We start from the raw sequence: 25,591 nt of genomic DNA, 5'->3' as shown, positions 1-25,591 counted from the left end.
GCCTCCAGTTAACCCGGCGCCGATGGCGTGGCGTGTCATGGACTACACCGACGACGACGTGGACAAACTCCTGCGGGACAACGAGCGCGAGCTCACGCGCCTGGCCGCGGCCGCCGCCGAGCTGCAGCTGATCACCGGCAAGGGGGAGAGCCGCAGCGGCCTGACCACCGCGGTCGTGGACGCCGACGGCCGGCTCCAGAACGTGGTCTTCTCGCCGCGCGTCCTGCGGCTGGACGTCAGGACCCTGGCTGAGGAGGTCGTCCAGGCGGTGCGCCAGGCGCAGGAGGACCAGGGGCGCCAGGCCCAGGAGCTGCTGGCCGTGCCGCAGTCGCAGATCATCGGGCTGGAGGAGATCCAGCGGCAGTTCGCCGAGTTCCAGGACATGTTCGGCGCGGAGACCGCCGAGCGGAACGACCGGCTCCGGCGGCTCGGCGAGCAGGACCCCCGCGACATCTGACCTGCCGAGGCGGCCCGCCGGGCCGCCTCGGCGGGTCGTCGAAAGCGGGTCGTCGAAAGCGGGGCGAGGCGGTCAGCCCGCCAGGCCGCGGATCCACGTGTAGACGTCGAGGACGCCCAGCGCCAGCGGGAAGAGCGCGATCAGCAGGATGACGTCCACGATCTCGCCCGCGCGCCCCCAGAACGGCGAGAGCCGCCCGGACGGCAGCCACAGGCCGAGCCCGACGACCAGCATCGCCAGCCAGAGCACGCCCATCACGACGGCCGCGGCGGCCACCGTGCCCGCGCCCGCGCTCAGCTCGATCCCCACCGCGATCAGCCCGGCCAGGCCGGTGCCCAGCAGCCAGAGCCGCTGGCCGAGGCCGTGGAAGACGCGGGCGCGCAGCAGCAGCACCAGCGAGAGCACGACGGTCATCGAGACCGCCATCCAGGTCGGCGTGGTGACCAGGAAGGCCATCGCGCCGATGGCGGTGAGCACGATGCCGACGACCATGCCGGTCGCGTACCGGCGGGCCTGCGCGGTGCGGGCCAGGACGCCCTCGCTGTCCAGCCGCTGGTTGTCGGCCCGCAACTCCTCGGCGTTGGTGGGCAGGGCCGGCAGCGGCACCCTGGCGATCCTGAACGACAGCGTGGGGATCAGCGGGCTGAACGCGATCAGGATCGTCACCGTCATCGCCGCCACGCCCGCCGCGGGCAGGGCGAACACCATGACCGCGGCGGACGCGAGTGCTCCCGCCACGGTCGCGATGGCCGTACCGAGGAAACCCGCGACTCCGTCGGCCACCACGGTGCCGCCGATGGTGGCCACCAGCGCGGTACAGGTCAGCGCGGCCAGCAGGTGCGGGGCGCCGAGCCCGGCCAGGGTGGAGCCGCTGACCAGGCCGTACAGTCCGGCCAGGAACGCGTACGGCAGCGCCGCGTAGCCGATCAGCGCGCCCGCGGAGGAGTCGCCGACGGCCCTGGACAGGGCCGCGCTGACGCCGATCAGCAGGAGCGCGAGCATGCCCGCGACCACCGTCACGCCCAGCGGCGCGCTGCCGGACAGCACCAGCGCGGGGGCGCCGAGCGCGAGCATGATGGCGGCGGCGCCCGCGCCCATGGCCCGGGTGTGGCGGGCCTCCCATTTGCCCGAGCTGTCCTTGACGCCCGTGGCGACCACGTCGGCCACGTCGTCGAAGAGCGCGGGCGGCAGCGTGAGCTCGCGCGGCCGCAGGTAGAGCAGTTCGCCGTCCAGCACGCCCAGGGACGCGAGCGTCTGCCCGAGGTCGAACGGCGCGCCTCCGAGCCGCTGGAGCACCCAGCCGGGCGGTCCGGCCGCGTCGCCGCCGGCCTCGCCGACCGCGCGCAGCAGGCCGGGCAGCACGTGCGGGAGCGGGATGTCGGCAGGCAGCGCCAGATCGACGCGGCGGCGCGGGGCCACGATCGTGACGTGGCACAAGGGCGCCACCGGCGCGCGCATCTGCGGCTGAGCGCCTGGATGCGTCGGCGGCAGCCCGGGCGGCCCGGGCGGCATCGGCCGCATGGGCTGCATCGGCTGGTGGGCGAGCGAGGTCACGGCCACTCCAGGTCTGGCTGACGAAATCCGACATGCCGAACATATAGGGATGGCACGTCTGGTAAGAAAGTGTTCCAGGTGACAGGAGGGTTGTCCCGTCAGTGAGCATTGTTGTTGTTCGGCGTCCTGAACGCCGTCCCAGCCCCCAGCCACCGCGTGGGGAAATCCTGCTGGAGTCTCCGCCGGAGATCCCCGAGGTGCAGCCCGCCGGTATGACCGGCGTCCTCATGTACGTCCCCATGCTGGCAGGCGGGGCGGCCATGGGGCTGATGTTCACCGCGGGCGGTAACGCCAACCCCATCATGTACGTGGCCAGCGGCCTGTTCGCGGTCTCGATGCTGGGCATGACGGTCGGCCAGTTCGGCCGCAACGCGGGCGAGCGCAAGAACCGCCTCAACGGCCTGCGCCGCGACTACTTCCGCTACCTCTCCCAGATCCGCAAGAGGGTCCGCAAGGCCGCCGTCCAGCAGCGCGAGGCACTGGAGTGGAGCGGCCCCGCCCCCGAAGCGCTCTGGTGGGTGGCCATGGGGCCGCGCCTGTGGGAGCGCAGGCCCCGCGACGACGACTTCGGCACGGTACGCCTCGGCACCGGCGTGCAGAAGCTGGCCGTGCAGCTCATCCCGCCCGACTCCAAGCCGGTCGAGGACCTCGACGCGCTGACGGCCGGCGCGCTGCGCAGGTTCGTACGGGCCCACTCCACGGTGTCCGAGCTGCCCGTGGCGGTGGCGCTCAACTCTTTCGCCCGGATCCACCTCAGCGGGGATCCGCGGGCCGTACGCGGCCTCGTACGGGCGATCATCGCCCAGCTCGTCACCTTCCACTCCCCCGACGACATGCGGGTCCTGGTGTGCGCCGGCAAGGAGTCGATGCCCCACTGGGACTGGGTCAAGTGGCTGCCGCACGCGCTGCACCCCGAGGAGATGGACGCGGCCGGTCACGTGCGGCTGATGGGTGAGAACCTGTCCCAGCTCGACCAGCTCGTGGGCGACGAGCTGAAGGAGCGGGCCAGGTTCCGTCCGGGAACGGCGTCGGACGCGCTGCCGTACCACGTGGTGATCGTGGACGGCGGGCACGTGCCGCACGACTCCCAGCTCGGCAGCGACGCCATCCAGGGCGTCACGGTGATCGACCTGTCGGAGACGACGGGGCCGGTCGAGGAGGCCAGCACGCTGCGGCTGGAGATCCAGCCCGACGGGTTCCACATGGTGAAGATCGACCACGCGGGCAAGCGGTCCACGACCCGGCTGGGCGACCCCGACAAGCTGGACTACGCGCGCGCGGAGGGCCTGGCCAGGCAGCTCGCGCCGCTGCGGGCCTCGGCGGGCTCCGGCGGCGAGTCGCAGGACCTGCTCGGCACCAACACCACGCTGACCGAGCTGCTCGGCGTGGGCGACCCGGGCCGGCTCTCGCCCGCGGTCACCTGGCAGCCCAGGGCGGGCCGCAACCGGCTGCGCGTGCCCATCGGCATGGGTGGCGACGGCCGGGTGGTCGAGCTGGACATCAAGGAGTCCGCGCAGGGCGGGATGGGCCCGCACGGCCTGGTCATCGGCGCGACCGGCTCCGGCAAGTCGGAGCTGCTGCGCACGCTCGTACTGGGCCTGGCGATCACCCACTCCTCCGAGATCCTCAACTTCGTCCTGGTCGACTTCAAGGGTGGCGCGACGTTCCTCGGCCTGGAGGGGCTCTCGCACGTCTCCGCCGTCATCACCAACCTGGAGGACGAGCTCCCCCTGGTCGACCGCATGCACGACGCGCTGCACGGCGAGATGGTGCGCCGGCAGGAGCTGCTGCGCGCGGCGGGCAACTACGCCTCGCTGCGCGACTACGAGCGGGCCCGCGAGCAGGGCGCCGACCTGCGGCCGATGCCGACGCTGTTCATCGTGCTGGACGAGTTCAGCGAGCTGCTGTCGGCCAAGCCCGAGTTCATCGACCTGTTCGTGATGATCGGGCGGCTCGGCCGGTCGCTCGGCGTGCACCTGCTGCTGGCCTCCCAGCGGCTGGAGGAGGGGCGGCTGCGCGGCCTGGACACCCACCTGTCCTACCGGATCGGCCTGCGGACGTTCTCCGCCATGGAGAGCCGGGTCGTGCTCGGCGTGGCGGACGCGTACGAGCTGCCGTCGGCGCCGGGCAACGGCTACCTGAAGTTCGACACGACCGGTATGACCAGGTTCAAGGCCGCCTACGTCTCCGGCGCCCACCACGACGACCCGGCGCAGACGGTCGCCCCCGACGGCACCGCGGCGATCCGCGAGGTCGTCGAGTACGGCCCCACCTACATGCCGCTGCCCGAGATCACCAAGCCCGTCCAGCTGGCGACGCAGCCGGAGCAGGAAGAGCCCGCGGGCGGCAACCAGCGCAGCCTGCTCGACGTCGTGGTCGGCCGGCTGGCCGGGCACGGCCCGGGAGCGCACCGCATCTGGCTGCCGCCGCTGGCCGAGCCGCCTACCCTGGCGCACCTGCTGCCCCCGCTCTCCGTCACCCCCGAGTTCGGGCTGACGACCGCGGGCTGGCAGGGCCGGGGCCAGCTGCACGCCGTCATCGGCATCATCGACAAGCCGTTCGAGCAGCGCCGTGACCCGTTCTGGCTGGACGTCTCCGGCGCCGCCGGACACGTCGGGGTGGCGGGCGGCACCCAGAGCGGCAAGAGCACCGTCGTACGTACGCTCGTGGCCAGCATGGCGCTCATGCACACGCCGCGCGAGGTCCAGTTCTACTGCCTCGACTTCGGCGGTGGCGCGCTCGCCTCGCTCGAAGGGCTCCCGCACGTCGGCGGCGTGGCCACCCGCCTCGACGGCGACCGGGTACGCCGTACGGTGGCCGAGATCGGCGCCATCCTGGAGCAGCGCGAGCGCGACTTCGGCGAGCACGGCATCGAGTCGATGGCCTCCTACCGGCAGCTGTGCGCGGAGGGCGCGATCGAGGGCGACGGCTGGGGCGACGTGTTCCTGGTCGTGGACGGCTGGCTGACGCTCAGGCAGGAGTTCGACTCGCTGGAGCCGACCATCACCGACATCGCGGCGCGCGGGCTCGGCTACGGCATCCACCTCGTCGCCGCGACCAACAAGTGGTCGGAGTTCCGGCCGAGCATCCGTGACCTGCTCGGCACCAAGATCGAGCTCAAGCTCGGCGACGCCTACGAGTCGGAGGTCAGCAGGAAGAAGGCGCTGGCCGTGCCGGAGGCGGCGCCGGGCCGGGGGCTGACGAAGGACGGGTTCCACTTCCTGACCGCGCTACCCAGGATCGACGGGGTGCAGAACTCCACGGACATCGCGGCCGGGGCTCGCTCGCTGGTGCAGGCCGTACGGGACTCCTGGCAGGGCACGCCCGCGCCGCGGGTCAGGCTGCTGCCCGCCGTCCTGCCCGTCTCCGCGCTGCCGGACGACCGGGAGCGGATCCCGATCGGCATCGACGAGGCGGCGCTGGCGCCCGTCTCCCTCGACTTCGACGCCGACCCGCACTTCGTGGTCTTCGGCGAGAACGAGAGCGGCAAGTCGAACCTGCTGCGGCTCATCTCCGAGGGGCTGGTGGCGCGCAAGCAGCCGAGCGAAGCCATGATGATCGTGATCGACTACCGCAGAGCGCTGCTCGACTCGGCGGTGACCCCGCACCGCATCGGCTACGCCGCCTCCAGCGCGGCCGCCGCCGACCTGATCAACGACGCCAAGGGCGCCCTGCTGAGCCGCCTGCCCCCGGCCAACCTGACGCCCGAGCAGCTGCGCGACCGCAGCTGGTGGCAGGGCTCCGACCTGTACATCATCGTCGACGACTACGACCTGGTCGCGACCTCGTCCAACCCGCTGCACCCGCTGGTGGACCTGCTGCCGCAGGCCCGCGACATCGGCCTGCACGTCGTGCTGGCCCGCCAGATGGGCGGCGCGGGCCGTGCCATGTTCGACCCGGTCATCCAGCGCATGAAGGACATGGCCACACCGGCGCTGCTCATGTCCGGCAACAAGGACGAGGGCTACCTGTTCGGCAACGTACGGCCTCAGACACTGCCGCCGGGCCGCGGCTTCCTGGTCGACCGGCGATACGGCGCGCGCCTGACGCAGACGGCATACCTGGACGCGGAAAAGACACGGGGAGAATGATGGCCGATCTGGAGATCTACCTCTCGGCGCTGGACAAGTGCCGCACAGCCATCCACAAGGCCGCCGGCCAGTACGAGGAGACGCTGAACGAACGCAACCCCGGCAAGCTCACCTACGACGACCGCGGCGAGCCGCACAACAACCGCACCGCCGTCGCCGCCACCACCTTCGGCCACCTGGACGACTCCGGCACGCTGGCCACGGCCGCGAACGGCGTCTGGACCGCCGTGATCGGCGAGATGGACCAGGCCCGCAGGAAGCTCGGCGGGGTCGAGCGGGGTCTGAGCAACGTGGAGGAGAACATCCGCAAGGCGCACAGGGCGACCTCATGAGCGTCGCCCACCTGCCCGGAGGCGACGCGCTCGACACCATGCTGAACAAGGTGACCGGCGACCCCGGCGCCATCGACAAGATCGCCACCGCCTGGCGCAGCGTGTCGGGCGACGTCAACGAGTTCGACGGCGCGCTGGGGGCCGCGGTCCAGGCGGTGGACGACGCCTGGAAGGGCCGCTCCTCCGACCAGTTCGCCACTTATATGCGCAAGTACGGCACCGCGGCCGAGGACCTGAAGCTGGCGCTGTCCAACTCCGCGTCCTCGCTCGAGGCCGCCGCCTCGGCGCTGCGTACCTCGCACACCGAGATCAGCTCCATCTGCCGGGACCTGACCACCAGCGCCGCCACCTACAGGACCACCTACTACCGCGAGCACCCCGACGCCAAGGAGGCGGACGTGGAGCCCGGGTTGAGGAAGCTGGTCGACCAGGCCAAGACCGAGGCCCAGCCGTGGGTGGACTCGGCGAACAAGGCGGTCAGCAAGGCCAAGAAGGACATCAACGGGTTCCTGGACGATCGCACGCTCACTTTCCACGCGATCCCGGATGTCTCCACGCAGGAGTTCACACCGGCGCCCGGGCGGAAGATCGAATGGGAGCCGGATCCCGAGTACCAGCCGCGCACCACCCTGCAAGGGACCGGCGGGAACGGGCCCGGCGGCGGCGGCCCGTCCGGTTTCGGGGGCTACGGCCCCAGCGGCCCCCCGCCCGCCGGAGGCGGGCCCGCGCCGACGGGCCAGGTCAAGCAGTGGATCGAGCAGGCCATCGCGGTCCTGGAGAAGAACGGCGTGCCGGCCTCGAAGATGAACGCCAGCGACATCTGGATGATCATCCAGCACGAGTCCGGCGGGAATCCCAACGCGATCAACAACTGGGACTCCAACGCGGCCAAGGGCACGCCGTCCAAGGGCCTCATGCAGACCATCGACCCGACGTTCAGCTCGTACTCGCTGGCCGGGCACAAGAACATCTACGACCCGGTGGACAACATCATCGCGGGCGTGCGGTACGCGATCTCGCGCTACGGCTCGGTGTCGAACGTGCCCGGCGTGGTCAACTCCAAGCGCGGCCTGGACTACGTCGGCTACTGAAACGACAGATGGGCCCGGATCTCAGCGATCCGGGCCCATCCGTCTTTCGAAAGGGCGCTCAGGCTCCGCAGCTGCCCCAGGCCGCGCTGGTGCTCGTGCCACCGGCGCTGCCGGAGAAGCGCACGCACTTGCCCCTGGCGGGCAGCTTGACCGGGCCGGCGTAGTACTCGAAGCTGCCGGAGTCCGTCTGGCTGCCGCCGCCCTGGACCTCCAGGGTCGCGCTGACCGGCGTCTTCTTGCCGATGTCAGTGGTCTTGATGGTGACCACGCAGTTCTGGCCGGTGCCGTTGTTCCAGAGCTGGTACGTCACCCCGCCCCCGAACGGGCTGGACCGCTGGACCGAGAAGCCGGAGCCGCACACCTGGGTGGGCGAGTACGGGTTCGTGGTCGGCGGCTTGGGCGTCGTCTTCGTGGGGGTCGGCGTGGGCTTGGCCGTGGTCTTGGTCGGCGTCGGCTTGGGCGTCGTCTTCGTGGGGGTCGGAGTCGGCTTGGCCGTCGTCTTCGTCGGAGTCGGGGTGGGCTCCGGCTCCCTCGTCGGCTCCCTGGTCGGAGTCGGGGTGGGCTCCGGCTCCTTCGTGGGCTCCTCGGTCGGCGTGGGCGTCGGCGTGGGCGTCCTGTCCACCGTCTTCGTGACGGTCGCCGTCGGCTTCGCGTGCCGCGTCTTGCTGGGCGTCGGCGTCGACTCGGCCGGGTTGTTCGCGGCCGGCTGCGTGGCCGTGGGGACCGGCTGCGTCGGGACCGGCTGGGTCGGGATCGCGGCCGGGGTCGTGGGCACGGTGGTCAGCTCGGGCACCTGGGGCGCGGCCGAGGTCGAGGACCACTCGGTGGGCAGCGTCAGCGGTCCGACGCCCGAGTCGTCCGGGGCGGCCGTGGCGCCCCAGGGCACGGTGGCCTCGGGCTGCGTCTGCTGCGGATCGGCGCCGCCGCCGAGGGGGTCCGTGCCCTGCGGGCCGGTGGTCGCCGGGGCGCTGGCGGGCACCGGGATCTCGTCCGCGTTGGCCTGCGCCATGGAGGCCGGGTTGACCTGCTGCAGCTTCACGTACCTGTTCGCGCCCCACAGGCCCAGGACCGAGATGAGCGCGACCACGGCGACCCCGGCGACCAGCCCCAGCGGGAAGCCACGGCGCGGCCGGGCGGCGGCCCCGGAGGGCACGGCCTCGAGCCTGATGTGCTGCGGCGGCTGGTCCGGCTCCGGCGGGCCCCACATCGGCGTCTCGGACTGGTGCTGATGCGGCACCGGCAGGCCCTGCATGGGCGGACCCTGCATCGGGGGACCCTGCATGGGCGGGCCCGGCACGAACGGCGGACCCTGGACGGGCGGCGGGCCGTCCTGCAGCATCGGCGGCCCGGCGACCAGCGTGTCCTGCGGCGGCACGGGACCGCCCTGGCCGGGCACGCCGGGGATCGGGATGCCCTGGATCGGCACGCCCTCGATGGCGGTCTGCTGGGCCGCGGGCGGCTTGGCGTTGCCGCCGAGCAGCTGCATGAGCGCGCTGTACGTGGTCGGCCGCTTGCCGACCTCCTTGGACAGCGCTGCCAGCACCACCCTGCGCACCGGCTCGGCCTCGATGTCCACCTCGGGCTCGCCGGTCAGCACCGCGTCACGGTCGGCGAACGGCGCCTTGCCCGTGGCCGCGAACGCGATGGTCGCCGCCCAGGCGAACACGTCGGCGTAGGGGCCGTACTGCAGGCCGAGCAGCTGTTCGGGGGCCTGGTAGGCGATCTCGCCCACCGGCTCACCGATCCCGGCGTCGGTGACCCGCGGGCCCTCGGGGCCGAGGATCACGTTGTGGGGTGTGAGCGACTTGTGCGAACGGCCGGCGAGGTGGACGGCCGACAGGGCGGTCAGCACCCCGACCGCGACCCGCTCGAGCGCGTCCCCGGTCAGTGGCCCGTCGTCGGCCACCGCCTGGGCCAGGCTCTTGCCTTCGACGTGCTCTCTGACGACGTACGGGCGGTCCTCGTGCATTCCGGCGTCCAGGACCCTGGCCACGTACGAGCTGGAGACCTGTTTGGCTGCCAGGTGCTTGACCGGCGCGTCGGCGTCGGCGTCCGGCTCCGCCGGGAGCAGCTTCACCGCGACGATGGGGGCGTCCTCGGACTCGCGGCCAAGGAACACCTCGCCCCGCGGCCCCTCTCCCAGCCGGCCAACAATGCTGAGATCGCCGATCCGCTCGGGATCACCAGGGCGCAAAGCGTGCATGACTAAACCTTTCACGGCAAAGCATGATCTGGACACATTGAACCAGATCTTTCACTTCAGCATCAGAAGTTTCGGGCCGTACCCGACAATTCACCGTTTTGTTTCCTTGCAGCCCGAGTCACTCCGGGCGGCCGGGCCGCCAGCCCCTGCGGCGGCCCATCGGGATCATGACGCGGGCGATCGCCACCAGCAGCGCCAGCCCGAGCGCGGACCCGGCGACGATCAGGGCCAGGTCGATCGCGTCGTGGTCCACGGGCGGGACCTTGGCCACCGCCTCCGCGGCGAGCGGGCTGGGCGGAGGGGGCGCGACCACGGGGGCGCCGGCGGGCTCGTACGGGAGGATCGCGCTGAGCGCGAGCATCGGGTTGACCATGCCCGCGCCCTTGCCGCCGCCCGTGGCTCCGTCGGCGGTGGCGATGATGCGCTGGCGTACCTGGGCCTGGTCCAGCTTGGGGAAGCGGGCCCGGACGAGCGCGGCCACCCCGGCGACGTAGGGGGCGGCGTAGCTGGTGCCGTTGAGGTCCTTGAAGTAGGAGCGGCCGGGCCAGGTGGACGTGATGCCCTGGCCGGGGCCGAGCACGGCGACGGGGGTCTTGACGTTGGAGAAGTTGGACAGGATGCCGTTCGGGCCCGCCGCGCCGACCGCGAGCACCCCTTCATAGGCGGCCGGATAGGCCGGTACGGGGGTCCCGTCCTCCTTCGTGACGTTGCCGGCCGCGGCCACGATCACCGCGTCCTTGGCGAGCGCGTACTGCACCACCTCGCGCAGCGCGGGCAGGTCGCTCGTCGAGACCGACACGTTGATGACCTTGGCTCCCTCGTCCGCCGCCGCCTTGATGGCCTTGACCAGCAGCTCGGGGTCGCCGTTCCGCTCGGAGGCGGTCTGCTTGTACGACAGCAGCCGCGCGCCCGGCGCCATGCCGTAGAAGAGCACACCCTGCATGTACTGGGCGCCGATGATGCCCGCCACCGCGGTCCCGTGGCCCACGCAGTCGCGGTAGCCGGTGCCGGTGAGGTCGGCCCGGCCCGCCAGGCGGATCTGCGGATGCTGCAGATCGACGCCGCTGTCGACGATGGCCACCTTCACGCCCGCGCCGGTGGACAGCGACCAGACGCGTTTGGGGTCGAGCCGTTTCTGCGCCCAGGATTCGCCCACCTGCATGGTGCCCCTGGGCGGCCGGCACTCGTCCCTCACGGCCGCGGGCGCCAGCGGGACCTGCAGGGCGAGCACGCTCGCCACCAAGGCGCGACCAATCATGGGGGAAAAGCGTAGCTTGCCGGATTCGGGCGGCGGCGGGGCCTGCCCGAATCAGCACCGAATCAGGCCCGAATCAGCGCCGGTCCGGCTTCGGTCCGGCATCGGCATCGGTCTGGCTTCGGCTTCGGTTCGGCTTCGGTTCGGCTTCGGCTTTGGAGGAAGGAAGCCCCGGCTCCCTTGCCAGGGCCCCGATCCGTTGCTCATTTCGTTGCGGACTCGATGTTCTGGCGGTAGGTGCCGATGACGCGCGAAGCCTCCTGCAACTCCTCGGTCATGCGCTGGAAGGCCGTGCGGTAGTTCTGCCACGCCTGTTGGAAACGCTGGGCGCCCGGCCCCGTCCACGCCGTGCCGACCTTGGCGGCCTCGCGGTCGAGCGCGGTCATGGTGGTGCGGACCGCCTCCGACTGCTGCGTGAACTGACTGGCCATCTGCTGCATTTCCGCGGGGTCGCCGCCGAGCATGCTCTGGCTCATGCATACCTCCTGGAACATGGGGAAAGCGCCCTCAACTTAAGGGGTGACCACCTACCGTCGCCTGAGTTATACCGAGCGGCTATGGTCTACCCGAGGACTGTTCGGATTCGTCTCGGGGAGCGCTCGGGTCATGCGCGAGGTTGTGGTGACCGGCGGAGGCACCGGCATCGGATACGCCGTCGCGGCCGCGTTCGTCTCGCTCGGCGACCGCGTGACCATCACCGGCCGCCGCGAGCACGTGCTGAAGGAGGCCGCGGCGCGGCTCGGGGCGGCGCACGCGGCGTTCGACGCCTCCAGCCCCGTCGCCGTGAAAGAGGCGCTCGGCAGCCTGCCGCGGCACGTGGACGTGCTGGTCAACAACGCCGGCGGCAACACCAACCTCGACCGCAGGCAGCCCGGCGAGCTGACGGACGTGGCCGAGGCCTGGTGGGCCAACCTCAACGCCAACCTCATGTCCGCCGTCCTCGTCACGACCGCGCTGACGCCGCGCCTGAGGGAGGGCGGCCGGATCGTCTCGATCGGCTCCATCGCCGCGCGCGGCACGGGCTCCGGCTCGTACGGCGCCGCCAAGGCCGCCCTGGAGTCCTGGACCGCCGACCTGGCCGCCGAGCTCGGCCCCCGGCGCGTCACCGCGAACGTGGTCGCCCCAGGCCTCGTCCTGGACACCGAGTTCTTCCGCGGCCGGCTGACCGAGGACGGCATCAGGGCACGCGTGGAGAACACGCGGAACGGGCGCCCCGGCACCCCCTCCGACGTCGCCGATACCGTTCTGTTCCTGGCCTCCGCGGGAGCCAGGCATGTGACCGGGCAGGTGCTCCATGTGAACGGCGGCGCGTACCTGGGCCGCTGAACCTCTCAGGAAGGACTTAGGTCGGTGCGGAAGGTTCTGATCGCCAATCGCGGCGAGATCGCGGTACGGGTGGCCCGCGCGTGCCAGGACGCCGGGATCGGAAGTGTGGCCGTCTACGCCGACCAGGACCTCGACGCCCTGCACGCCAAGGTCGCCGACGAGGCGTACGCACTGGGTGGTCAATCCCCCGCGGAGACCTACCTCGACATCGCCAAGCTGCTCGACGTCGCGCGGCGCTCCGGCGCCGACGCCGTGCATCCCGGCTACGGCTTCCTGGCCGAGAACGCCGCCTTCGCGCAGGCCGTCATCGAAGCGGGCCTGATCTGGATCGGCCCGCCGCCGGAGGCCATCGCCGCGCTCGGCGACAAGGTGCGGGCCAGGCACATCGCGCAGAAGGTCGGCGCGCCGCTGGTCGCGGGCACCAAGGACCCCGTCTCCGGGGCGGCCGAGGTCGTGGCGTTCGCGGAGGAGCACGGGCTGCCGATCGCGATCAAGGCGGCGTACGGCGGCGGCGGGCGCGGCATCAAGGTGGCGCGCAACCTGGACGAGGTCGCCGAGCTGTACGAGTCGGCCGTGCGCGAGGCCGTCGCGGCGTTCGGACGGGGCGAGTGCTTCGTGGAGCGCTACCTCGACCGGCCGCGCCACGTCGAGACGCAGTGCCTGGCCGACGCGCACGGCAACGTGGTCGTGGTCAGCACGCGCGACTGCTCGCTCCAGCGCCGCCACCAGAAGCTGGTGGAGGAGGCGCCGGCGCCGTTCCTGTCGCGGGAGCAGCTCGAGATCCTCTACTCCGGTTCCAAGGCCATCCTGAAGGAGGCGGGCTACGTCGGGGCCGGCACGTGCGAGTTCCTCGTGGGGCAGGACGGGACCATCTCGTTCCTCGAGGTGAACACCCGGCTGCAGGTCGAGCACCCGGTCACCGAGGAGGTGTCGGGGATCGACCTGGTGCGGGAGATGTTCAGGATCGCCGACGGGGAGGCGCTGGAGTACGGCGACCCGGAGCTGCGCGGGCACTCGATCGAGTTCCGGATCAACGCGGAGGACGCCGGGCGCAACTTCCTGCCCGCTCCCGGGACGCTGACCGTCATGCGCCCGCCCGCCGGGCCCGGGGTGCGCCTCGACGCCGGCTACGAGGCCGGGATGACGGTGCCGCAGACGTTCGACTCGCTGGTGGCGAAGCTGATCGTCACGGGCCGGACGCGGCAGGAGGCGCTGGAGCGGTCGCGGCGGGCGCTGGCCGAGTTCGAGATCTCGGGGATGCCCACCGTGCTGCCCTTCCATCGGGCCGTCGTGTCCGATCCGGCGTTCGTCTCCTCGCCGTTCTCGGTGCACACGCGGTGGATCGAGACGGAATGGGAGAACACGGTCGCGCCGTACGAGGAGGAGATCGCCTCGGGCCCGGACGCCGGCGTCGCCGCTCGCGAGACGGTGACGGTGGAGGTCGGGGGCAAACGCCTCGAAGTGGTGCTGCCCGCCGGGTTCGGCGCGTCCGCGCCGGCGCCCGCGAAGGCGCCGCGACGCGGTGCCGCCCGCGCCGGAAAGGCGTCGGCGGCGGGCGGAGACGCGCTGGTCAGCCCCATGCAGGGGACGATCGTCAAGGTCGTGGCCACGGACGGGGACGTGGTGAACGAGGGCGACACGGTCGTGGTGCTGGAGGCGATGAAGATGGAGCAGCCGCTGGCCGCCCACAAGTCGGGCACGATCACGGGGCTCACGGCCGCGGTCGGGCAGACGGTCACGTCGGGCGCCGCGATCTGTGAGATCAAGGACACCTGACGGAGATTCCGGCATCTTCGCCACGGTGTGCGCCCACGCGCTCGCGGACAGGTAACGTGCGACAGTGAGGAACTTTGCCGACCGCTCGTTCGTCCTCATGGGCGAAGGAGGCTTGCTGCCAATGACCCACTCGCTGCGCCGAGCAGGGGCCGCGCTTGCGGCTCTGATCGCCGGTCTAATCGTCGTGCTTGCGCTGTCCCCTGCCGCCAACGCGGCGGCACCCCCTGATGCTCAGTCGGTGGTGTCCTACTGGAAGGACAAGAAGGACCCGCTTTTCGTGGAGTCCGGTTCACCGCTGTCGTCGGACCAGCAGGATGAGATCCGTGACGCGCTGAAGGGGGCCAAGAGCAAGATCTATACCGTGGCGCTCCCCGACGGCACGCTGGACAACTCCACGATTGCGTCGTACATGAGCTCGCTCAACTCCGAGCTCACGAAGGCCGGCCGCAACCGCGCCACGTTCGCCGTGCTCGACGGCGAGACGTTGTTCGCGGGCTCGAGCGCCATCCGCCAGCAGGGTGTCGCGGGCAGGCTGGCCAACCTCGCGGTGAGTGCCAACTCCGGCAACGTCGTGGACGGCATGAAGGACTTCGTCAACCGCGTCGACCTCGCCGTCGACGGCAAGCGCTCCGCGCTCGACAGCGGCAGCCAGGCCAACCCCGGCGCCGGCGGCACCGCCGCGCTGATCGCCCTGGGCGGCCTGGTCGTGGTCGGCGGTGGCGGCTACTTCCTCTACTCCAGCAACCGCAAGAAGAAGAAGGCCATCCAGGAGGCCAAGGACCTGGCGGCCGTCAAGCAGACCGTGGACGAGGACGTCACCAAGCTGGGCGAGGAGATCACCTCCCTCGACACCGACGTGACGCTCGCCGGCCAGGGCGGCAAGCACATCGAGGAGTGGCAGCAGGCGCTCGACTCCTACGAGAAGGCCAAGACCCAGCTGGCCAACGTCCAGCGCGCCGAGCAGGTCCGCGAGGTCACCCAGACCCTCGAGGACGGCCGCTACGCGCTGGCCGTGGTGAAGGCCAAGGTCCACAACGACCCGGTCCCCGAGCGGCGGGCCCCCTGCTTCTTCAACCCGCAGCACGGCCCGTCCGCCCGCGACGTCCGCTGGGCCCCGCCCGGTGGCGCCGTCCGTGACGTGCCCGCCTGCAAGATGGACGCCGAGGCCGTGGAGCGCGGCTTCGACCCGCAGATGCGCGAGGTCATGGTCGACGGCCAGCGCCGCCCCTACTACGACGCGGGGCCCGCGTACCAGCCGTACGCGTACGGCTACTACGGCGGCTTCGGCGACATCATGACCGGTATGTTCATCGGCACCATGATGGGCAGCCTGCTCAGCGGCGGCTTCGGCTACGGCGGCTACGGCGCCGGCTATGCCGAGGGCTACGCCGACGGCGGCGGAGGCGACTTCGGCGGTGGCGGCGACTTCGGCGGAGGCGGCGGAGACGGCGGCGGCTGGGGCGACTTCGGTGGCGGAGGCGACTTCGGCGGCGGCGACTGGTAACCCCGAGCTCCGACCGAAACCACGACGAGCGCTCCCCCTGGGCCTACAAGCCCGCGGGGAGCGCTCGCGCGTCAGGCCTCACCCGGCGACGTGGGCCAGCAGCATGTCCAGCGGTCGCGGCACGCGATCGAGATCGAGGGCCGCGACGAGCAGGCCGGCATAGCGGATTTTGCGGCCGCCGCCTGACCCCATGAACCGGCGCAACTGGTCGTGGGTGGCCCTCCCGCGCCACGCGGGTTGCTTCTGGAGCGAGCGGAACGAGCTGAGCTCGCCCTCGGCATCGACGACCTGCTCGACCATGGCGGTGCCGAGGGCGCGGATCAGCTCGTCTTCCAGGTCGGCGACGCACACGAAGAATCCGAGCGCCTCCAGATCGCCTCGGCTGAGGTCGGATCCGAGGCCGGCGCGCTCGAGGCTCCTCCGGAAGTCGCCCTCCTCCCCGACGTCACACAGACCGGCCAGCCGGAGATCGCGACCGTTAGGGCCGAACTTGCCGATATACGTCCCGATGTTCGTGGCACCGCCCATCGCCACCAGGGAGATGCCCTCGGCCGCCAGATTCCGGCCGTGGCGCTCGGCCAGCGCTTCGACGGCCGACTTGTCACTGACTCCCTCGACCAGGACCACGGTTTGCGTGTCGCTCACGAGCCCAGCCTCGCACCGAACCCTGGAGAGGTTCATCCCCTTTTATGCGCCGAGCATCGCGGTGGCTTCGATCTCGACCAGATGCTCGGGGATGTCCAGTGCCGCAACGCCCAGCAGTGTGGCCGGTGGGACCGGAGTGACCCCCAGCTTCGCACCTGCACGGGAGATGCCCTCCAGGAGCGCGGGCATCTTGTCGGGGGTCCAGTCGACGACGTAGACGGTCAGTTTCGCCACGTCGTCGAAGGAGCCGCCTACCCCGGCCAAGGCGGTGGCGACGTTGAGGTAGCACTGTTCGACCTGCGCGGCGAGGTCGCCTTCGCCGACCGTGACCCCCTGGGCGTCCCAGGAGACCTGTCCGGCGAGGAAGACGAGCTTCGTCCCTGATGCGATTGACACCTGCCGGTAGACATCGATTTTGGGCAATCCGTCGGGGTTGACGAGAGTGATGGCCATGTCGCCTGCCTCCTTGTCCGGGCGTCCGCCGAACCAGGACGCCCGTGATCTCTAGTAGTTACTCAGAAACCATAAGAGAGTGTGCCCTGACATGGAAGAACGCACTTTTTGGTGACTGGGGAACCTGATGGTGACTGCGGGTCAGTCTTCCTCCGGCCATTTCTCCTGGATGTGCAGGCAGATCAGCGCGGCGTGGGAGAGCGGGGTGGCGGGGTCGTCGATGTCGCCGTTGGTGGTGTAGTCGAGGAGGACGACGTCGCGGTCGGCGGCGAGCAGGCGCAGGCGCTCCACGAGATCGCCGGTCCTGTGCTCCAGGACCCAGCGGTAGGCCGGGAGGTAGATGCGGCGCCGCGCGGCCTGGTAGGTCAGCAGCCGGTCCCCGTGGAGGCCGTCGCGGTGGCCGCGCACCGGGCCGTACTTGCGTACGGTGCGTTTGAGGCCGGTCATGGTGGTGATCGCGAGCTTGGCCGGGTCGACGTCGGCGGTCTCGAAGACTTTGAGCGCCTGCCGGATCCCCTCGACGCTCTGGCTGGTGACGCCGGGGGTCTGCGGGACGGGGATGCCGCCGTGCGGGTAGAACGGGCTCAGCCGCACCCATGGCTCGTCCGCTTTGGAGGTCACGTCGATGACCTCGGCTCCGGGGAAGGCCTTGGCGAGTGAGGCAGCCGAACGACGGCGGCCGGCGACCTGGATCAACACGGACGGCACCCCTTCGCGAGAGCGGACGGGTTCAGCTTGGACTACGGGAGTGACAATTTCCGCGCTCGCCGGGTGGGCTTCCTAGCATGGGTGCATGCTCATCGTCATCGGCGGCCTCCCCGCGACAGGCAAGACGACGCTCGCCCGGCTCCTCGCCACCCGCATCGGCGCGGTGCACGTGCGGATCGACACCATCGAGCAGGCGATCGTCCGCTCCGGCCTGGCCCGCCACCCCATCGGCCCCGCCGGATACGTCGTCGGTTACGCGCTGGCCGAGGAGCACCTGAGGCAGGGGCTGACGGTGATCGCGGAGTCGGTGAACCCACTGGGCGTCACCCGCGACGCCTGGCGGGGGGTCGGGGTCAAGGCGGGCGTTCCGGTGGCCGAGGTGGAGGTGGTCTGCTCCGATCCCGCCGAGCATCGGCACCGCGTGGCCTCGCGCTCGATCGACATCCCCGACCTGCGGCCGCCTGACTGGCGGGAGGTCGTCGAGCGCGAGTACGAGCCGTGGGAGCGCGAACGTGTCCTCGTCGACACCGCCGGACAGGCCCCCGAGGAGTCGCTCGACGCCCTTCTCCGGAGTCTTGAGCACGCCAGGGGCTCGGGCTCGTAGGGTCGGGCGCATGGGTGTCCGCGTGTTGTGCCTGCGCCATGCCGAGTCGGAGAACGTCGTCGCCGGGGTGGCCGGGGCGCTGCCACCGGCGGAGCTGACCCCGAAGGGGCGGGCGCAGGCGGCGGAGGCGGCCGAGCGGCTGCGGGGAGAGGGCGTCATCCGGATCTACGCCAGTACGGCGGTGCGCGCCCGGCAGACCGCCGAGATCATCGCGCGGGCGCTGGGGCTGCGGGAGGAGGTGGTGGCGCTGCGAGGGCTCGTGGAGTTCGGGATCGGGCGGTTGGAGGGCACCGCCGACCCGGCGGTCCGGGCGCGTACCGCCGAGGTGTTGCGTTCCTGGGTCGTGGACGGGCGGTTGGGCGAGGCGGTGGCGGACGGCGAGACCGGGCACGCGGTCGTGGCCCGGGTGGTCGCCGCCTTCGCCTCCATCGCAGCCACCCACCCGAGCGAGCCGGCCACCCACCCGAGTGAGCCCGCCGCACACCCGAGCGAGCCCGCCGCACACCCCAGCGAGCCCGCCGCACACCCGAGCGAGACAGCCGCACACCCGAGCGAGACAGCCGCACACCCGGGTCAGCTGGCCGCCTGCGGCGGCGGGACGGTCGCTCTGGTCGGGCATGTGGGCAGCCTCACCGCCGGGCTCAGCGTGCTGTGCCCCGGGCTGGGCGAGCAGGTGTGGGGCGCGCCGCTCCCGCACGCGGTGCCGTTCCCGGTCGAGTGGGACGGCCGGTCCTGGCGGTGCGCGTCGTGGCCGGCCTTACGACAAGATCGATAAGTGACCTACCTCGCCCAGGGCGGCCGCGTCGGCATCCGCCGCATCGGCCACCGCGACCGTACGGAATTCCTGGCCCTGAACCGGGAGAGCGCCGACCTGCTCGCCCGCTGGATGCCCGGCGCCCCCATCACCACCGACGAGGCCTTCGACGGCTACATGGCACGCTTCGACGACCCGGCGAACGAGGGATTCGTCATCTGCCGGGTCGACACCGGCGCGATCGTCGGCCGGGCCAACCTGAACCACATCATCCGGGGCACCCGCCAGGACGGCACCCTGGGCTACTGCGCCTACTCGTCCACGACCGGCAGGGGCTACATGACCGAGGGGCTGCGGCTGCTCGTCCGGTACGCGTTCGGCGAGCTGGGGCTGCACCGGGTCGAAGCCAACATCCAGCCGTCCAACACCCCCTCCCTGAACCTGATCAGGCGGGCCGGCTTCCGGCGGGAGGGGTATTCGCCGGACTTCCAGTTCATCGACGGAGCGTGGCGGGATCATGAGCGATGGGCCGTCACGGCCGGTACGGGCCCGGGTGGCGCATAGCCCAGACGGTGCCGCGGGCGATGGTCTCCTTGAAGGCCGCGGAGGTCCGGCCGGTGAGGACGGCGTCGAGCGGGCTGTCGTCCGGACGGGTGAACTGGGTGACGCCGTCGTGCCGGCCCAGGCTGATGTTCTGCCAGACGTACCGGAATCTGGCCCGTCGCGGCGCCCGCCCGCTCAGCAGGTCGGCCACCGCGTCGCCCGCGCAGATCCCCATGGGGAGGCCGGTCTGGCAGGCCATCCGGGCGACCTGCCCGCTCCGGTCCACTGCGGCGGCGTCGCCGATGCCGAACACCTCCGGATGCGACACCGACCGCAGCGACCGGTCCACGAGCATGCGTCCGTGCCGGTCCGTGGCCAGACCGGCCTCCGCGGCCAGGCCGGGGACGCGGAAGCCGGCGGCCCAGACCACGGTCTCGGCGGGCAGCTCGTCCCCGTTCGCCAGCAGCAGGCCGTTCGGGCCGAGTTCGGCGACCGGCGTGCGCTCGCGGACGGCGATGCCCATGCGGCGGAAGGCCCGGTGGAGGTGGCGGCGGGCCCGCGCGGACAGGCTCTCCCCGATCAGGCCGCCCGACAGCAGCGAGACGCGCAGCCCGGGACGGGTGAAGGCGAACTCGGTCGCGGCCTCGATCCCGGTCAGCCCGCCGCCGATCACGGTCACCTCGCCGGTCCCGGCGAGGCGGGTGCCCAGCCGGACGGCCTCGTCGGCGGTGGCCAGCGTGTACGCGTGCTCGCGCACCCCGGGCACGGAGTCCAGCTCCGCCGCGCTCCCGAGGGCGTAGACGAGCACGTCGTAGGAGAGCTCGTACGGAGGCGCGTCCAGGCGTACCGTCCTCGAACCCGGGTCGATCCCCGTCACCCGGGCGACCACCAGCTCGATGCCGGTGCCGTCGAGCAGGCCGGCCAGCGGCAGGTCGGGCAGCCGCTGCCCGGCGGCGAGCTGGTGGAGCCGGATGCGCTCCACGAACCGGTCGGCCGCGTTGACCAGCGTCACCCGAGCTCCGGCGCCCCGCAGCCGTCGTGCGGCGCGCTTGGCCGCTCCCAGTCCGGCATATCCGGCTCCCAGCACCACGATGCGATCTGTCATGGTTCCTGAACTGGCGAGCCCGCCCATCCGTGACAGGACCGGCGTGTGATCGTGCTCACACCCGGATCAGGCGAGCTGTGCCCCGGCGAAGGCGAGTTTGGCCGGGTTGACGGTGGTCCGGACGACGGCGACGTGGTCGCCGTCCAGCTCCATGGTCATGATCGCCAGCAGGTCGCCGCCGGGGCCGCGGATCAGCGCCGCGGGCTCCCCGTTGACCTCCAGGAACTCGGCCACCACCCCGGCCGCCTCCGGCCGCGCGACCAGCCCTCCCAGGTAGCGCGTCACCTTCGCCGGCCCGTGTACCGGCCGCCGGGCCGCGGTCACGGAGCCGCCTCCGTCGGTCCAGGCGACCACGTCGTCGGCGAGCAGCCGTTCCAGGGCGGCGACGTCGCCGTGCACGGCGGCCTCCAGGAACCGCCGTACGATGCGCCGGTGCTGCTCCTGGTCGCTCGCGAAGCGCTTGCGCGGCTCCCCCACGTGCGCCCGCGCCCGCCGGTGGAGCTGACGGGAGTACGCCTCCTCGATGCCCACCACGTCGGCGATCTCCGCGTGACTGTGCCCGAACGCCTCCCGCAGCACGAACACCGCCCGCTCCACCGGCGTCAGCCGCTCCAGCAGGATGAGCACGCCCATCGACACGGACTCGCGCTGCTCGACGGTCTCCAGCGGCCCGAGCGCTCCGTCGGCGGTGAGCACCGGCTCGGGCAGCCACGGGCCCGCGTAGCTCTCCCGCTGCCGCCGCGCGGAGGTGAGCCGGCTGAGGCAGAGGTTGGTGATCACCCTGGTCAGCCAGGCGGCCGGGACCTCGACCGGCCCGGTGACCCGGCTCCATCGCAGGTACGTCTCCTGCACCATGTCCTCGGCCTCGGCGGCGGAGCCGAGCAGCCGGTACGCCAGCCCGAACAGCCGAGCCCGCTGCCCCTCGAACACCTCCGCGCCAGGGTCGTCCACGCACCCGATGCTAGGTCACCCTCCTGTAGGTGACCCATCCGCGTCGCAGCGCCGGTAGCGCCGCAGCCTCCGGTACGACAGCAGGCCGCCCTCCGCGTCGATCCGGGCCTCGTAGAGGGCGAGGATGTCGTCCGAGGAGGGGATGCGACGGTCTTCGACGACCTCGACGCCGATCTTCCAGCCGCCCTCGACCGGTTCGACCGCCGTGACCCCTTCGCCCTCCTTCGCGGTCACATCGATGATGTGGCGGAGCCCGACCCCACCGGCCGTCACGGCCGTCAGCCCCTCCGCGTCCGAGTCGGCGGCCCCCGGGGGCATGCGCGGCTCAGTCATGCGTTCTCTCCCCTCGCCTCGGCCAGCCTGCCCGCAGAAGGGGACGCGGAACTCCAGGAGGCGAAAAAGCGGACAGGCTTGACGCCGCTTTGGGTCAGGTGCTGGCGCGCACGGCCAGGAGCGGGGTGAGGAGGGTGGAGTCGGGCACCGCGCGGCCTTCGAGCTTGTCCATGACCAGGCGGACCGCCTCCCTGCCCACCTCTTCGGCCGGGATCAGCACGGAGGAGAGCGGCGGGCTGGCCCGCTCGGCCACGTCGTCGGGGCAGATCGCCACCACCGCCACGTCGTGCGGCACCCGGCGGTCGAGCTGCCGCAGCGCCGCCAGCACGTGGCCGACCGCGGCCTCGTTGTGCACGACCAGCCCGGACAGGCCGGGGCGGTCGAGGAGCAGGCCGCGTACGGTCTCGTACACCTCGTCGAACGTGTCCTCGCACGGCAGCGCGATGCCCTGCAGACCGTGGGCGGCCACCGCCTCCACGAACCCCTCGCGCGTCCGCCGGGCGAACCCCGTCCCCCGCTCGTACACCACGGAAGGCGCCCCGAGCAGCGCGATCTCCTCGTGGCCGCGTTCGGCGAGGTGGTCCACGCACCGCGCGCCCGCGGCGGCGAAGTCGAGGTCGACGCACGTCAGCCCGGCGGGCTCGGCGGGGAAGCCGATGAGGACGCTCGGCTCGGCCAGCTCGCGCAGCAGCGGCACCCTGCGGTCGTCCAGCTCGACGTCCATGAGCACCAGCGCGTCCACCAGCGCGCTAGCGGCCACCCGCCGGATGCCCTCGGTGCCCTCGTCGGCGGTCAGCAGCAGCACGTCGTGGTCGAACCGGCGCGCGGCCGTCACCACGGCGCTGGCGAAGCGCATCAGGACGGGCACGTGCATGCCCGCCCGCAGCGGCAGCACCAGCGCGATCACGTTGGAGCGCTTGCTGGCCAGGGCGCGGGCGCCGGCGTTGGGGTGGTAGCCGAGCGCGCTGATGCTGTCGAGCACCCGGCGCCTGGTGTCGGCCGAGATCGTCCGCTTGCCGCTGAGCACGTAGGAGACCGTGCTGACGGCCACGCCCGCGTGCTTGGCGACCTGGGAGATCGTGACCGTGCGCCCGCTCAAGCCCCGGCTCCGAAGTCGAGCCGGGCCAGCGTGACGCCGTCGTCCTCGAACACGGCATAAAGGTCGTGCACGCCGTCCGCGGCCGCGAGCGAGGCCGTGATGGCGTGGTAGGCGTAGCGGGCGGTCCTAGGGACGGGGAAGGTGGCGAGGGCCTCCCCGTAGAGGGGGTCGCCGCGGCGGATGGTGATCATGCCGCCTTCCGCGCTGCCCGCCGTCGCCACGCACGCCGTGGCCCCGCTGAGATCGACCTGCCGGAAGAGGATCCAGGCCCCCTCCGCGTCGGACCTGACGGCGTCGCCGTCCACCTTGGTCTCGTCCACGAACGTGATCGCGTCGTACTCGTCGTGCGCCGCCGCGCGCAGCAGCCCCGACTGGGGCGGCACGCTCTCGCCGTCCACCTCGAAGCGGGCGCTCAGGCGCAGGTCGGTGGCGCTGCGGCCGACCATGAGCTGATGCGGCGCGCTCTCCACGACGAACCTGCTCCTGGTCACGTCCCAGAACGCCAGCTCCGGCACCGGCAGGGTCAGGGTGACGGCGCGGCTCTCGCCGGGCGCCAGGCGGACCTTCTCGAAGCCGCGCAGGCGGCGCAGCGGCTGCTTGACGCGGGAGCGCTGCTGGTGGGTGTAGAACTGGACGACCTCCACGCCGGGCCGCGGGCCGGTGTTCGTCACGGTGACGCGGGCCCGCACCAGGTCTCCGTCCAGTTGTACGCGCAGGTCGGCGTACTCGAACGTCGTGTAGCTCAGGCCGTGGCCGAACGGGTGGAGCGGGACGCCGCGGAAGTACAGGTACGTGGCGTCGGAGGCGATGATGTCGTAGTCGAGCAGGTCGGGCAGCTCCTGCTCGGAGCGGTACCACGTCTGGGTGAGGCGGCCCTCGGGGTCGGCGTCGCCGAAGAGCACCTCGGCCAGGGCGTGGCCGTACTCCTGGCCGCCGTGGGCCGACCACAGCACGGCCGGGACCTCGTCGTCGGTCCAGGTGAGCGGGTAGCCGCTGGTGATGACCATGACGGTACGGGGGTTCGCCTTGCGGACGGCCCGCACCACGGCGTCCTGCCCGGCGGCCAGGGCCAGCGTCATGCGGTCCTCGGTCTCGCGGCCGTTCACGAGGGGGTGGTCGCCGACCACCACGACCGCCACGTCGGCCGCCGCGGCCAGGCGGGCGGCCTGGTCGGTGCCGCTCCTGACCACGTCCATGGCCAGCCAGACCGCCTGGTCGGCGTCGTCGACCAGGCGCAGCACGCCGTCGTCGCCGGCGCCGACGTAGCAGCCGGTCGAGATGTGGCGCAGGGCGAGCGTGCCGCGCGGCCGCTCCTCCATCCGGAACGTCTGGCGCACCTCCCACCCGTTGGGGCCCGGCTGGTCGTTCACCAGCGTGACGCCGTCCACGGACACGAACCGGCCGGTCGCCACGGCCCGCAGCGCGTAGGCCCCGCCGCCCCAGTCGAACAGGTCGAACGTGCCCGCCTCAGAGCCGGAGCCCGGGCCCACGCTGAGCGGCCCGCCCGCGGGATCGGCGGCCACCGGCCCGGCCTCGGCGGTCAGCGTCACCCGGTCCACGGCCTCGCAGAACACCGTCTCGCACCGCTCGCCCAGCCCCTGGCGGGCGGTGACCGCGTACGGGAGGGTGCCGCTGTACCAGTCCTCCAGGAGCGCGTCGCCGAGCTGCCCGATCACCGCGACCTTGGTCACGCCGTCGAGCGGCAGCAGCCCGTCGTTCTTCAGCAGCACGAACGAGCGCCGCGCCGCCTCCCTGGCCAGCGCCTGGTGTTCGGGGCAGTTGACCACGTTGTCGCTGATGTCGTCGTACGACGTCGCCGGGTCGAACTCCCCCAGCCGGAACCTGATCGACAACGCGTGCCGCACGGCCCGGTCCACGTCCTCCTCGGCCAGCAGGCCCTGGGAGAGCGCGTCGCGCAGGTGGCCGAGCGTGGCCTCGGAGCGGTCGTCGTCCTGGGTGAAGCTGTCGATCCCCGCCTTGATCGCGTGCGCGTACGCCTCGGGCAGCGTGTCGTGGTAGCCCTGGAGCGCGGTGAGGTTGCCCGGCGCGTACGCGTCGCTGACCACCAGCAGGTCGTCGGGCGCCCACGCCCGCAGCGCCTGGCCGATCAGCGGGCTGAGGTGCGCGGGGCGGCCGTTGACCAGGTTGTACGACGGCATGACCGCCACCGCCACGCCCTCCTCGATGGCGGGCCGGAAGGCGGGCAGCTCGTACTCGCGCAGCACCCGCGGCGGCAGGTTGCTGGAGGTCGTGCAGCGGTCGGTCTCGTTGTTGTAGGCGAGGAAGTGCTTGAGCGTGGGGGCGGTCTTGAGGACTTCGGGAGCGCTCCCACTAAGTCCACGCGCATAGGCCGTGGCCATCACGCCGGTCAGCCACGGATCCTCGGAGTAACCCTCCTCGTTGCGCCCCCAGCGGGGGTCGCGCAGCGGGTTCACCACCGGAGCCCACACGTTGCGGCCCGCGCCCGCCGGATCCTTGTGGTGGAAGGCCAGCACCTCGTCGCTGGTGGCCTCGCCCACCCTGCGCACGAGGTCGGGATCCCACGTCGAGGCCAGCCCCACGGCCTGCGGGAACACGGTGGCCGGTCCCAGCCAGGCCAGCCCGTGCAGCGCCTCGGTGCCGGTGCGGAACGCGCCGAGGCCCAGCCGCTCGACCGGCGCCTGGTACTGGTGCAGCAGCCCCACCTTCTCCTCAAGGGTGAGCCGGCGCACCAGGTCGTCGATCCGGTCGGGAATCGGGATCGCTGGGTCGCGGAAGGGTTCTTGCATGGTCATCCCTTTGAAACTGTCGAAGCGCTTCGACGACCG

22 protein-coding genes are annotated in these 25,591 nt (G+C 71.9%); 10 read left to right on the top strand and 12 right to left on the bottom strand.

Annotated features, from left to right (window positions below):
• The first annotated feature begins 22 nt into the window (after positions 1 to 22).
• The gene (locus tag AB0J87_RS03060; protein WP_363962392.1) at positions 23 to 457 is read left to right on the top strand and encodes a YbaB/EbfC family nucleoid-associated protein; all 435 of its coding nucleotides are present in this window, start codon (positions 23 to 25) and stop codon (positions 455 to 457) included.
• Between the two features lie 72 nt (positions 458 to 529).
• On the opposite strand, the gene eccD is transcribed toward AB0J87_RS03060, so the two are convergent.
• Positions 530 to 2,011 (bottom strand): type VII secretion integral membrane protein EccD, encoded by a 1,482-nt coding sequence (eccD, locus tag AB0J87_RS03055; protein WP_355190607.1) that lies wholly within the window; start codon positions 2,009 to 2,011, stop codon positions 530 to 532.
• Between the two features lie 101 nt (positions 2,012 to 2,112).
• Here eccD and eccCa point away from each other — a divergent pair, with 101 nt between their 5' ends.
• The 3 genes from eccCa to AB0J87_RS03040 are packed head-to-tail and all read left to right on the top strand — an operon-like array spanning position 2,113 to position 7,525.
• A complete protein-coding gene (gene eccCa, locus AB0J87_RS03050) occupies positions 2,113 to 6,102 on the top strand; it encodes a type VII secretion protein EccCa (protein ID WP_363962391.1) in 3,990 nt (1,329 codons plus the stop codon).
• The gene (locus AB0J87_RS03045; protein ID WP_350731418.1) at positions 6,099 to 6,434 is read left to right on the top strand and encodes a hypothetical protein; all 336 of its coding nucleotides are present in this window, start codon (positions 6,099 to 6,101) and stop codon (positions 6,432 to 6,434) included. The genes eccCa and AB0J87_RS03045 overlap by 4 nt, the downstream gene beginning before the upstream one ends.
• The gene (locus AB0J87_RS03040; RefSeq protein ID WP_363962390.1) at positions 6,431 to 7,525 is read left to right on the top strand and encodes a transglycosylase SLT domain-containing protein; all 1,095 of its coding nucleotides are present in this window, start codon (positions 6,431 to 6,433) and stop codon (positions 7,523 to 7,525) included. The genes AB0J87_RS03045 and AB0J87_RS03040 overlap by 4 nt, the downstream gene beginning before the upstream one ends.
• 58 nt (positions 7,526 to 7,583) lie before the next feature.
• Here AB0J87_RS03040 and AB0J87_RS03035 read toward each other — a convergent pair whose 3' ends face one another.
• From AB0J87_RS03035 to AB0J87_RS03025, 3 genes are all read right to left on the bottom strand, one after another.
• Positions 7,584 to 9,728, bottom strand: coding sequence for a protein kinase (locus tag AB0J87_RS03035; protein ID WP_363962389.1), 2,145 nt, complete (start codon positions 9,726 to 9,728; stop codon positions 7,584 to 7,586).
• Between the two features lie 118 nt (positions 9,729 to 9,846).
• Positions 9,847 to 10,986: a S8 family serine peptidase gene (locus AB0J87_RS03030; protein ID WP_363962388.1), complete on the bottom strand. Its 1,140-nt coding sequence runs from the start codon at positions 10,984 to 10,986 to the stop codon at positions 9,847 to 9,849.
• A gap of 200 nt (positions 10,987 to 11,186) precedes the next feature.
• Positions 11,187 to 11,459, bottom strand: a complete 273-nt coding sequence (locus AB0J87_RS03025; protein ID WP_026214895.1) for a WXG100 family type VII secretion target — start codon at positions 11,457 to 11,459, stop codon at positions 11,187 to 11,189.
• Between the two features lie 130 nt (positions 11,460 to 11,589).
• Between AB0J87_RS03025 and AB0J87_RS03020 the strand changes: the two genes are divergently transcribed.
• The 3 genes from AB0J87_RS03020 (at position 11,590) to AB0J87_RS03010 (ending at position 15,589) form a co-directional block, all read left to right on the top strand.
• A complete protein-coding gene (locus tag AB0J87_RS03020; protein WP_363962387.1) occupies positions 11,590 to 12,309 on the top strand; it encodes an SDR family oxidoreductase in 720 nt (239 codons plus the stop codon).
• Positions 12,310 to 12,333: 24 nt separating this feature from the next.
• The gene (locus AB0J87_RS03015) at positions 12,334 to 14,085 is read left to right on the top strand and encodes a biotin carboxylase N-terminal domain-containing protein (protein WP_363962386.1); all 1,752 of its coding nucleotides are present in this window, start codon (positions 12,334 to 12,336) and stop codon (positions 14,083 to 14,085) included.
• Positions 14,086 to 14,323: 238 nt separating this feature from the next.
• Complete coding sequence (locus AB0J87_RS03010; RefSeq protein ID WP_363962385.1) at positions 14,324 to 15,589, top strand: hypothetical protein; 1,266 nt, start codon at positions 14,324 to 14,326, stop codon at positions 15,587 to 15,589.
• A gap of 78 nt (positions 15,590 to 15,667) precedes the next feature.
• On the opposite strand, the gene AB0J87_RS03005 is transcribed toward AB0J87_RS03010, so the two are convergent.
• The 3 genes from AB0J87_RS03005 to AB0J87_RS02995 all read right to left on the bottom strand — a co-directional run bounded on the left by AB0J87_RS03005 (position 15,668) and on the right by AB0J87_RS02995 (position 17,386).
• Positions 15,668 to 16,216: a TOPRIM nucleotidyl transferase/hydrolase domain-containing protein gene (locus AB0J87_RS03005; RefSeq protein WP_363962384.1), complete on the bottom strand. Its 549-nt coding sequence runs from the start codon at positions 16,214 to 16,216 to the stop codon at positions 15,668 to 15,670.
• A 60-nt stretch (positions 16,217 to 16,276) separates the two neighbouring features.
• Positions 16,277 to 16,687 (bottom strand): RidA family protein, encoded by a 411-nt coding sequence (locus tag AB0J87_RS03000; RefSeq protein ID WP_363962383.1) that lies wholly within the window; start codon positions 16,685 to 16,687, stop codon positions 16,277 to 16,279.
• A 141-nt stretch (positions 16,688 to 16,828) separates the two neighbouring features.
• A complete protein-coding gene (locus AB0J87_RS02995; protein WP_363962382.1) occupies positions 16,829 to 17,386 on the bottom strand; it encodes a hypothetical protein in 558 nt (185 codons plus the stop codon).
• 94 nt (positions 17,387 to 17,480) lie between these two features.
• Here AB0J87_RS02995 and AB0J87_RS02990 point away from each other — a divergent pair, with 94 nt between their 5' ends.
• Genes AB0J87_RS02990 through AB0J87_RS02980 form a run of 3 tightly spaced genes read left to right on the top strand, consistent with a single transcriptional unit; the run spans position 17,481 to position 19,317 of the window.
• Positions 17,481 to 17,999 (top strand): AAA family ATPase, encoded by a 519-nt coding sequence (locus tag AB0J87_RS02990; RefSeq protein WP_363962381.1) that lies wholly within the window; start codon positions 17,481 to 17,483, stop codon positions 17,997 to 17,999.
• 10 nt (positions 18,000 to 18,009) lie between these two features.
• Positions 18,010 to 18,774 (top strand): histidine phosphatase family protein, encoded by a 765-nt coding sequence (locus tag AB0J87_RS02985; protein WP_363962380.1) that lies wholly within the window; start codon positions 18,010 to 18,012, stop codon positions 18,772 to 18,774.
• Positions 18,775 to 19,317, top strand: a complete 543-nt coding sequence (locus tag AB0J87_RS02980; protein WP_363962379.1) for a GNAT family N-acetyltransferase — start codon at positions 18,775 to 18,777, stop codon at positions 19,315 to 19,317.
• On the opposite strand, the gene AB0J87_RS02975 is transcribed toward AB0J87_RS02980, so the two are convergent.
• The 5 genes from AB0J87_RS02975 to AB0J87_RS02955 form a co-directional block, all read right to left on the bottom strand.
• Positions 19,286 to 20,401, bottom strand: a complete 1,116-nt coding sequence (locus AB0J87_RS02975; protein WP_363962378.1) for an FAD-dependent oxidoreductase — start codon at positions 20,399 to 20,401, stop codon at positions 19,286 to 19,288. The two genes, AB0J87_RS02980 and AB0J87_RS02975, sit on opposite strands and share 32 nt — an antisense overlap.
• Positions 20,402 to 20,467: 66 nt before the next feature.
• Entirely contained in the window at positions 20,468 to 21,352 is an 885-nt protein-coding gene (gene sigJ, locus AB0J87_RS02970) for an RNA polymerase sigma factor SigJ (RefSeq protein WP_363962377.1), read from the bottom strand.
• 15 nt (positions 21,353 to 21,367) lie between these two features.
• Positions 21,368 to 21,685 (bottom strand): gas vesicle protein GvpO, encoded by a 318-nt coding sequence (gene gvpO, locus AB0J87_RS02965; protein WP_363962376.1) that lies wholly within the window; start codon positions 21,683 to 21,685, stop codon positions 21,368 to 21,370.
• 94 nt (positions 21,686 to 21,779) lie between these two features.
• Positions 21,780 to 22,784 carry a LacI family DNA-binding transcriptional regulator gene (locus tag AB0J87_RS02960; protein WP_363962375.1) on the bottom strand — a complete coding sequence of 335 codons (1,005 nt, stop codon included), beginning with the start codon at positions 22,782 to 22,784 and terminating at the stop codon, positions 21,780 to 21,782.
• Entirely contained in the window at positions 22,781 to 25,558 is a 2,778-nt protein-coding gene (locus AB0J87_RS02955) for a glycoside hydrolase family 3 C-terminal domain-containing protein (protein ID WP_363962374.1), read from the bottom strand. The genes AB0J87_RS02960 and AB0J87_RS02955 overlap by 4 nt, the downstream gene beginning before the upstream one ends.
• Between the last annotated feature and the right edge of the window lie 33 nt (positions 25,559 to 25,591).

The sequence above is a fragment of the Nonomuraea sp. NPDC049625 genome (assembly GCF_040675285.1).
Lineage (GTDB): Bacteria > Actinomycetota > Actinomycetes > Streptosporangiales > Streptosporangiaceae > Nonomuraea > Nonomuraea angiospora_A.
The sequence above is the reverse complement of the archived record's forward strand: the minus strand, read 5'-3'. Positions and strand labels throughout refer to the sequence as shown.

Excerpts from the sequence above, each read along its gene's own strand:
- AB0J87_RS03045 (WP_350731418.1), top strand. The coding sequence starts at position 6,099 with ATGATGGCCGATCTGGAGATCTACCTCTCGGCGCTGGACAAGTGCCGC.
- gvpO (WP_363962376.1), bottom strand. The coding sequence starts at position 21,685 with ATGACTGAGCCGCGCATGCCCCCGGGGGCCGCCGACTCGGACGCGGAG.
- AB0J87_RS03020 (WP_363962387.1), top strand. The coding sequence starts at position 11,590 with ATGCGCGAGGTTGTGGTGACCGGCGGAGGCACCGGCATCGGATACGCC.
- AB0J87_RS03035 (WP_363962389.1), bottom strand. The coding sequence starts at position 9,728 with ATGCACGCTTTGCGCCCTGGTGATCCCGAGCGGATCGGCGATCTCAGC.
- AB0J87_RS02955 (WP_363962374.1), bottom strand. The coding sequence starts at position 25,558 with ATGACCATGCAAGAACCCTTCCGCGACCCAGCGATCCCGATTCCCGAC.
- AB0J87_RS03040 (WP_363962390.1), top strand. The coding sequence starts at position 6,431 with ATGAGCGTCGCCCACCTGCCCGGAGGCGACGCGCTCGACACCATGCTG.
- AB0J87_RS02990 (WP_363962381.1), top strand. The coding sequence starts at position 17,481 with ATGCTCATCGTCATCGGCGGCCTCCCCGCGACAGGCAAGACGACGCTC.
- AB0J87_RS03000 (WP_363962383.1), bottom strand. The coding sequence starts at position 16,687 with ATGGCCATCACTCTCGTCAACCCCGACGGATTGCCCAAAATCGATGTC.
- AB0J87_RS03030 (WP_363962388.1), bottom strand. The coding sequence starts at position 10,986 with ATGATTGGTCGCGCCTTGGTGGCGAGCGTGCTCGCCCTGCAGGTCCCG.
- AB0J87_RS03060 (WP_363962392.1), top strand. The coding sequence starts at position 23 with ATGGCGTGGCGTGTCATGGACTACACCGACGACGACGTGGACAAACTC.
- AB0J87_RS02985 (WP_363962380.1), top strand. The coding sequence starts at position 18,010 with ATGGGTGTCCGCGTGTTGTGCCTGCGCCATGCCGAGTCGGAGAACGTC.
- AB0J87_RS03025 (WP_026214895.1), bottom strand. The coding sequence starts at position 11,459 with ATGAGCCAGAGCATGCTCGGCGGCGACCCCGCGGAAATGCAGCAGATG.
- AB0J87_RS02975 (WP_363962378.1), bottom strand. The coding sequence starts at position 20,401 with ATGACAGATCGCATCGTGGTGCTGGGAGCCGGATATGCCGGACTGGGA.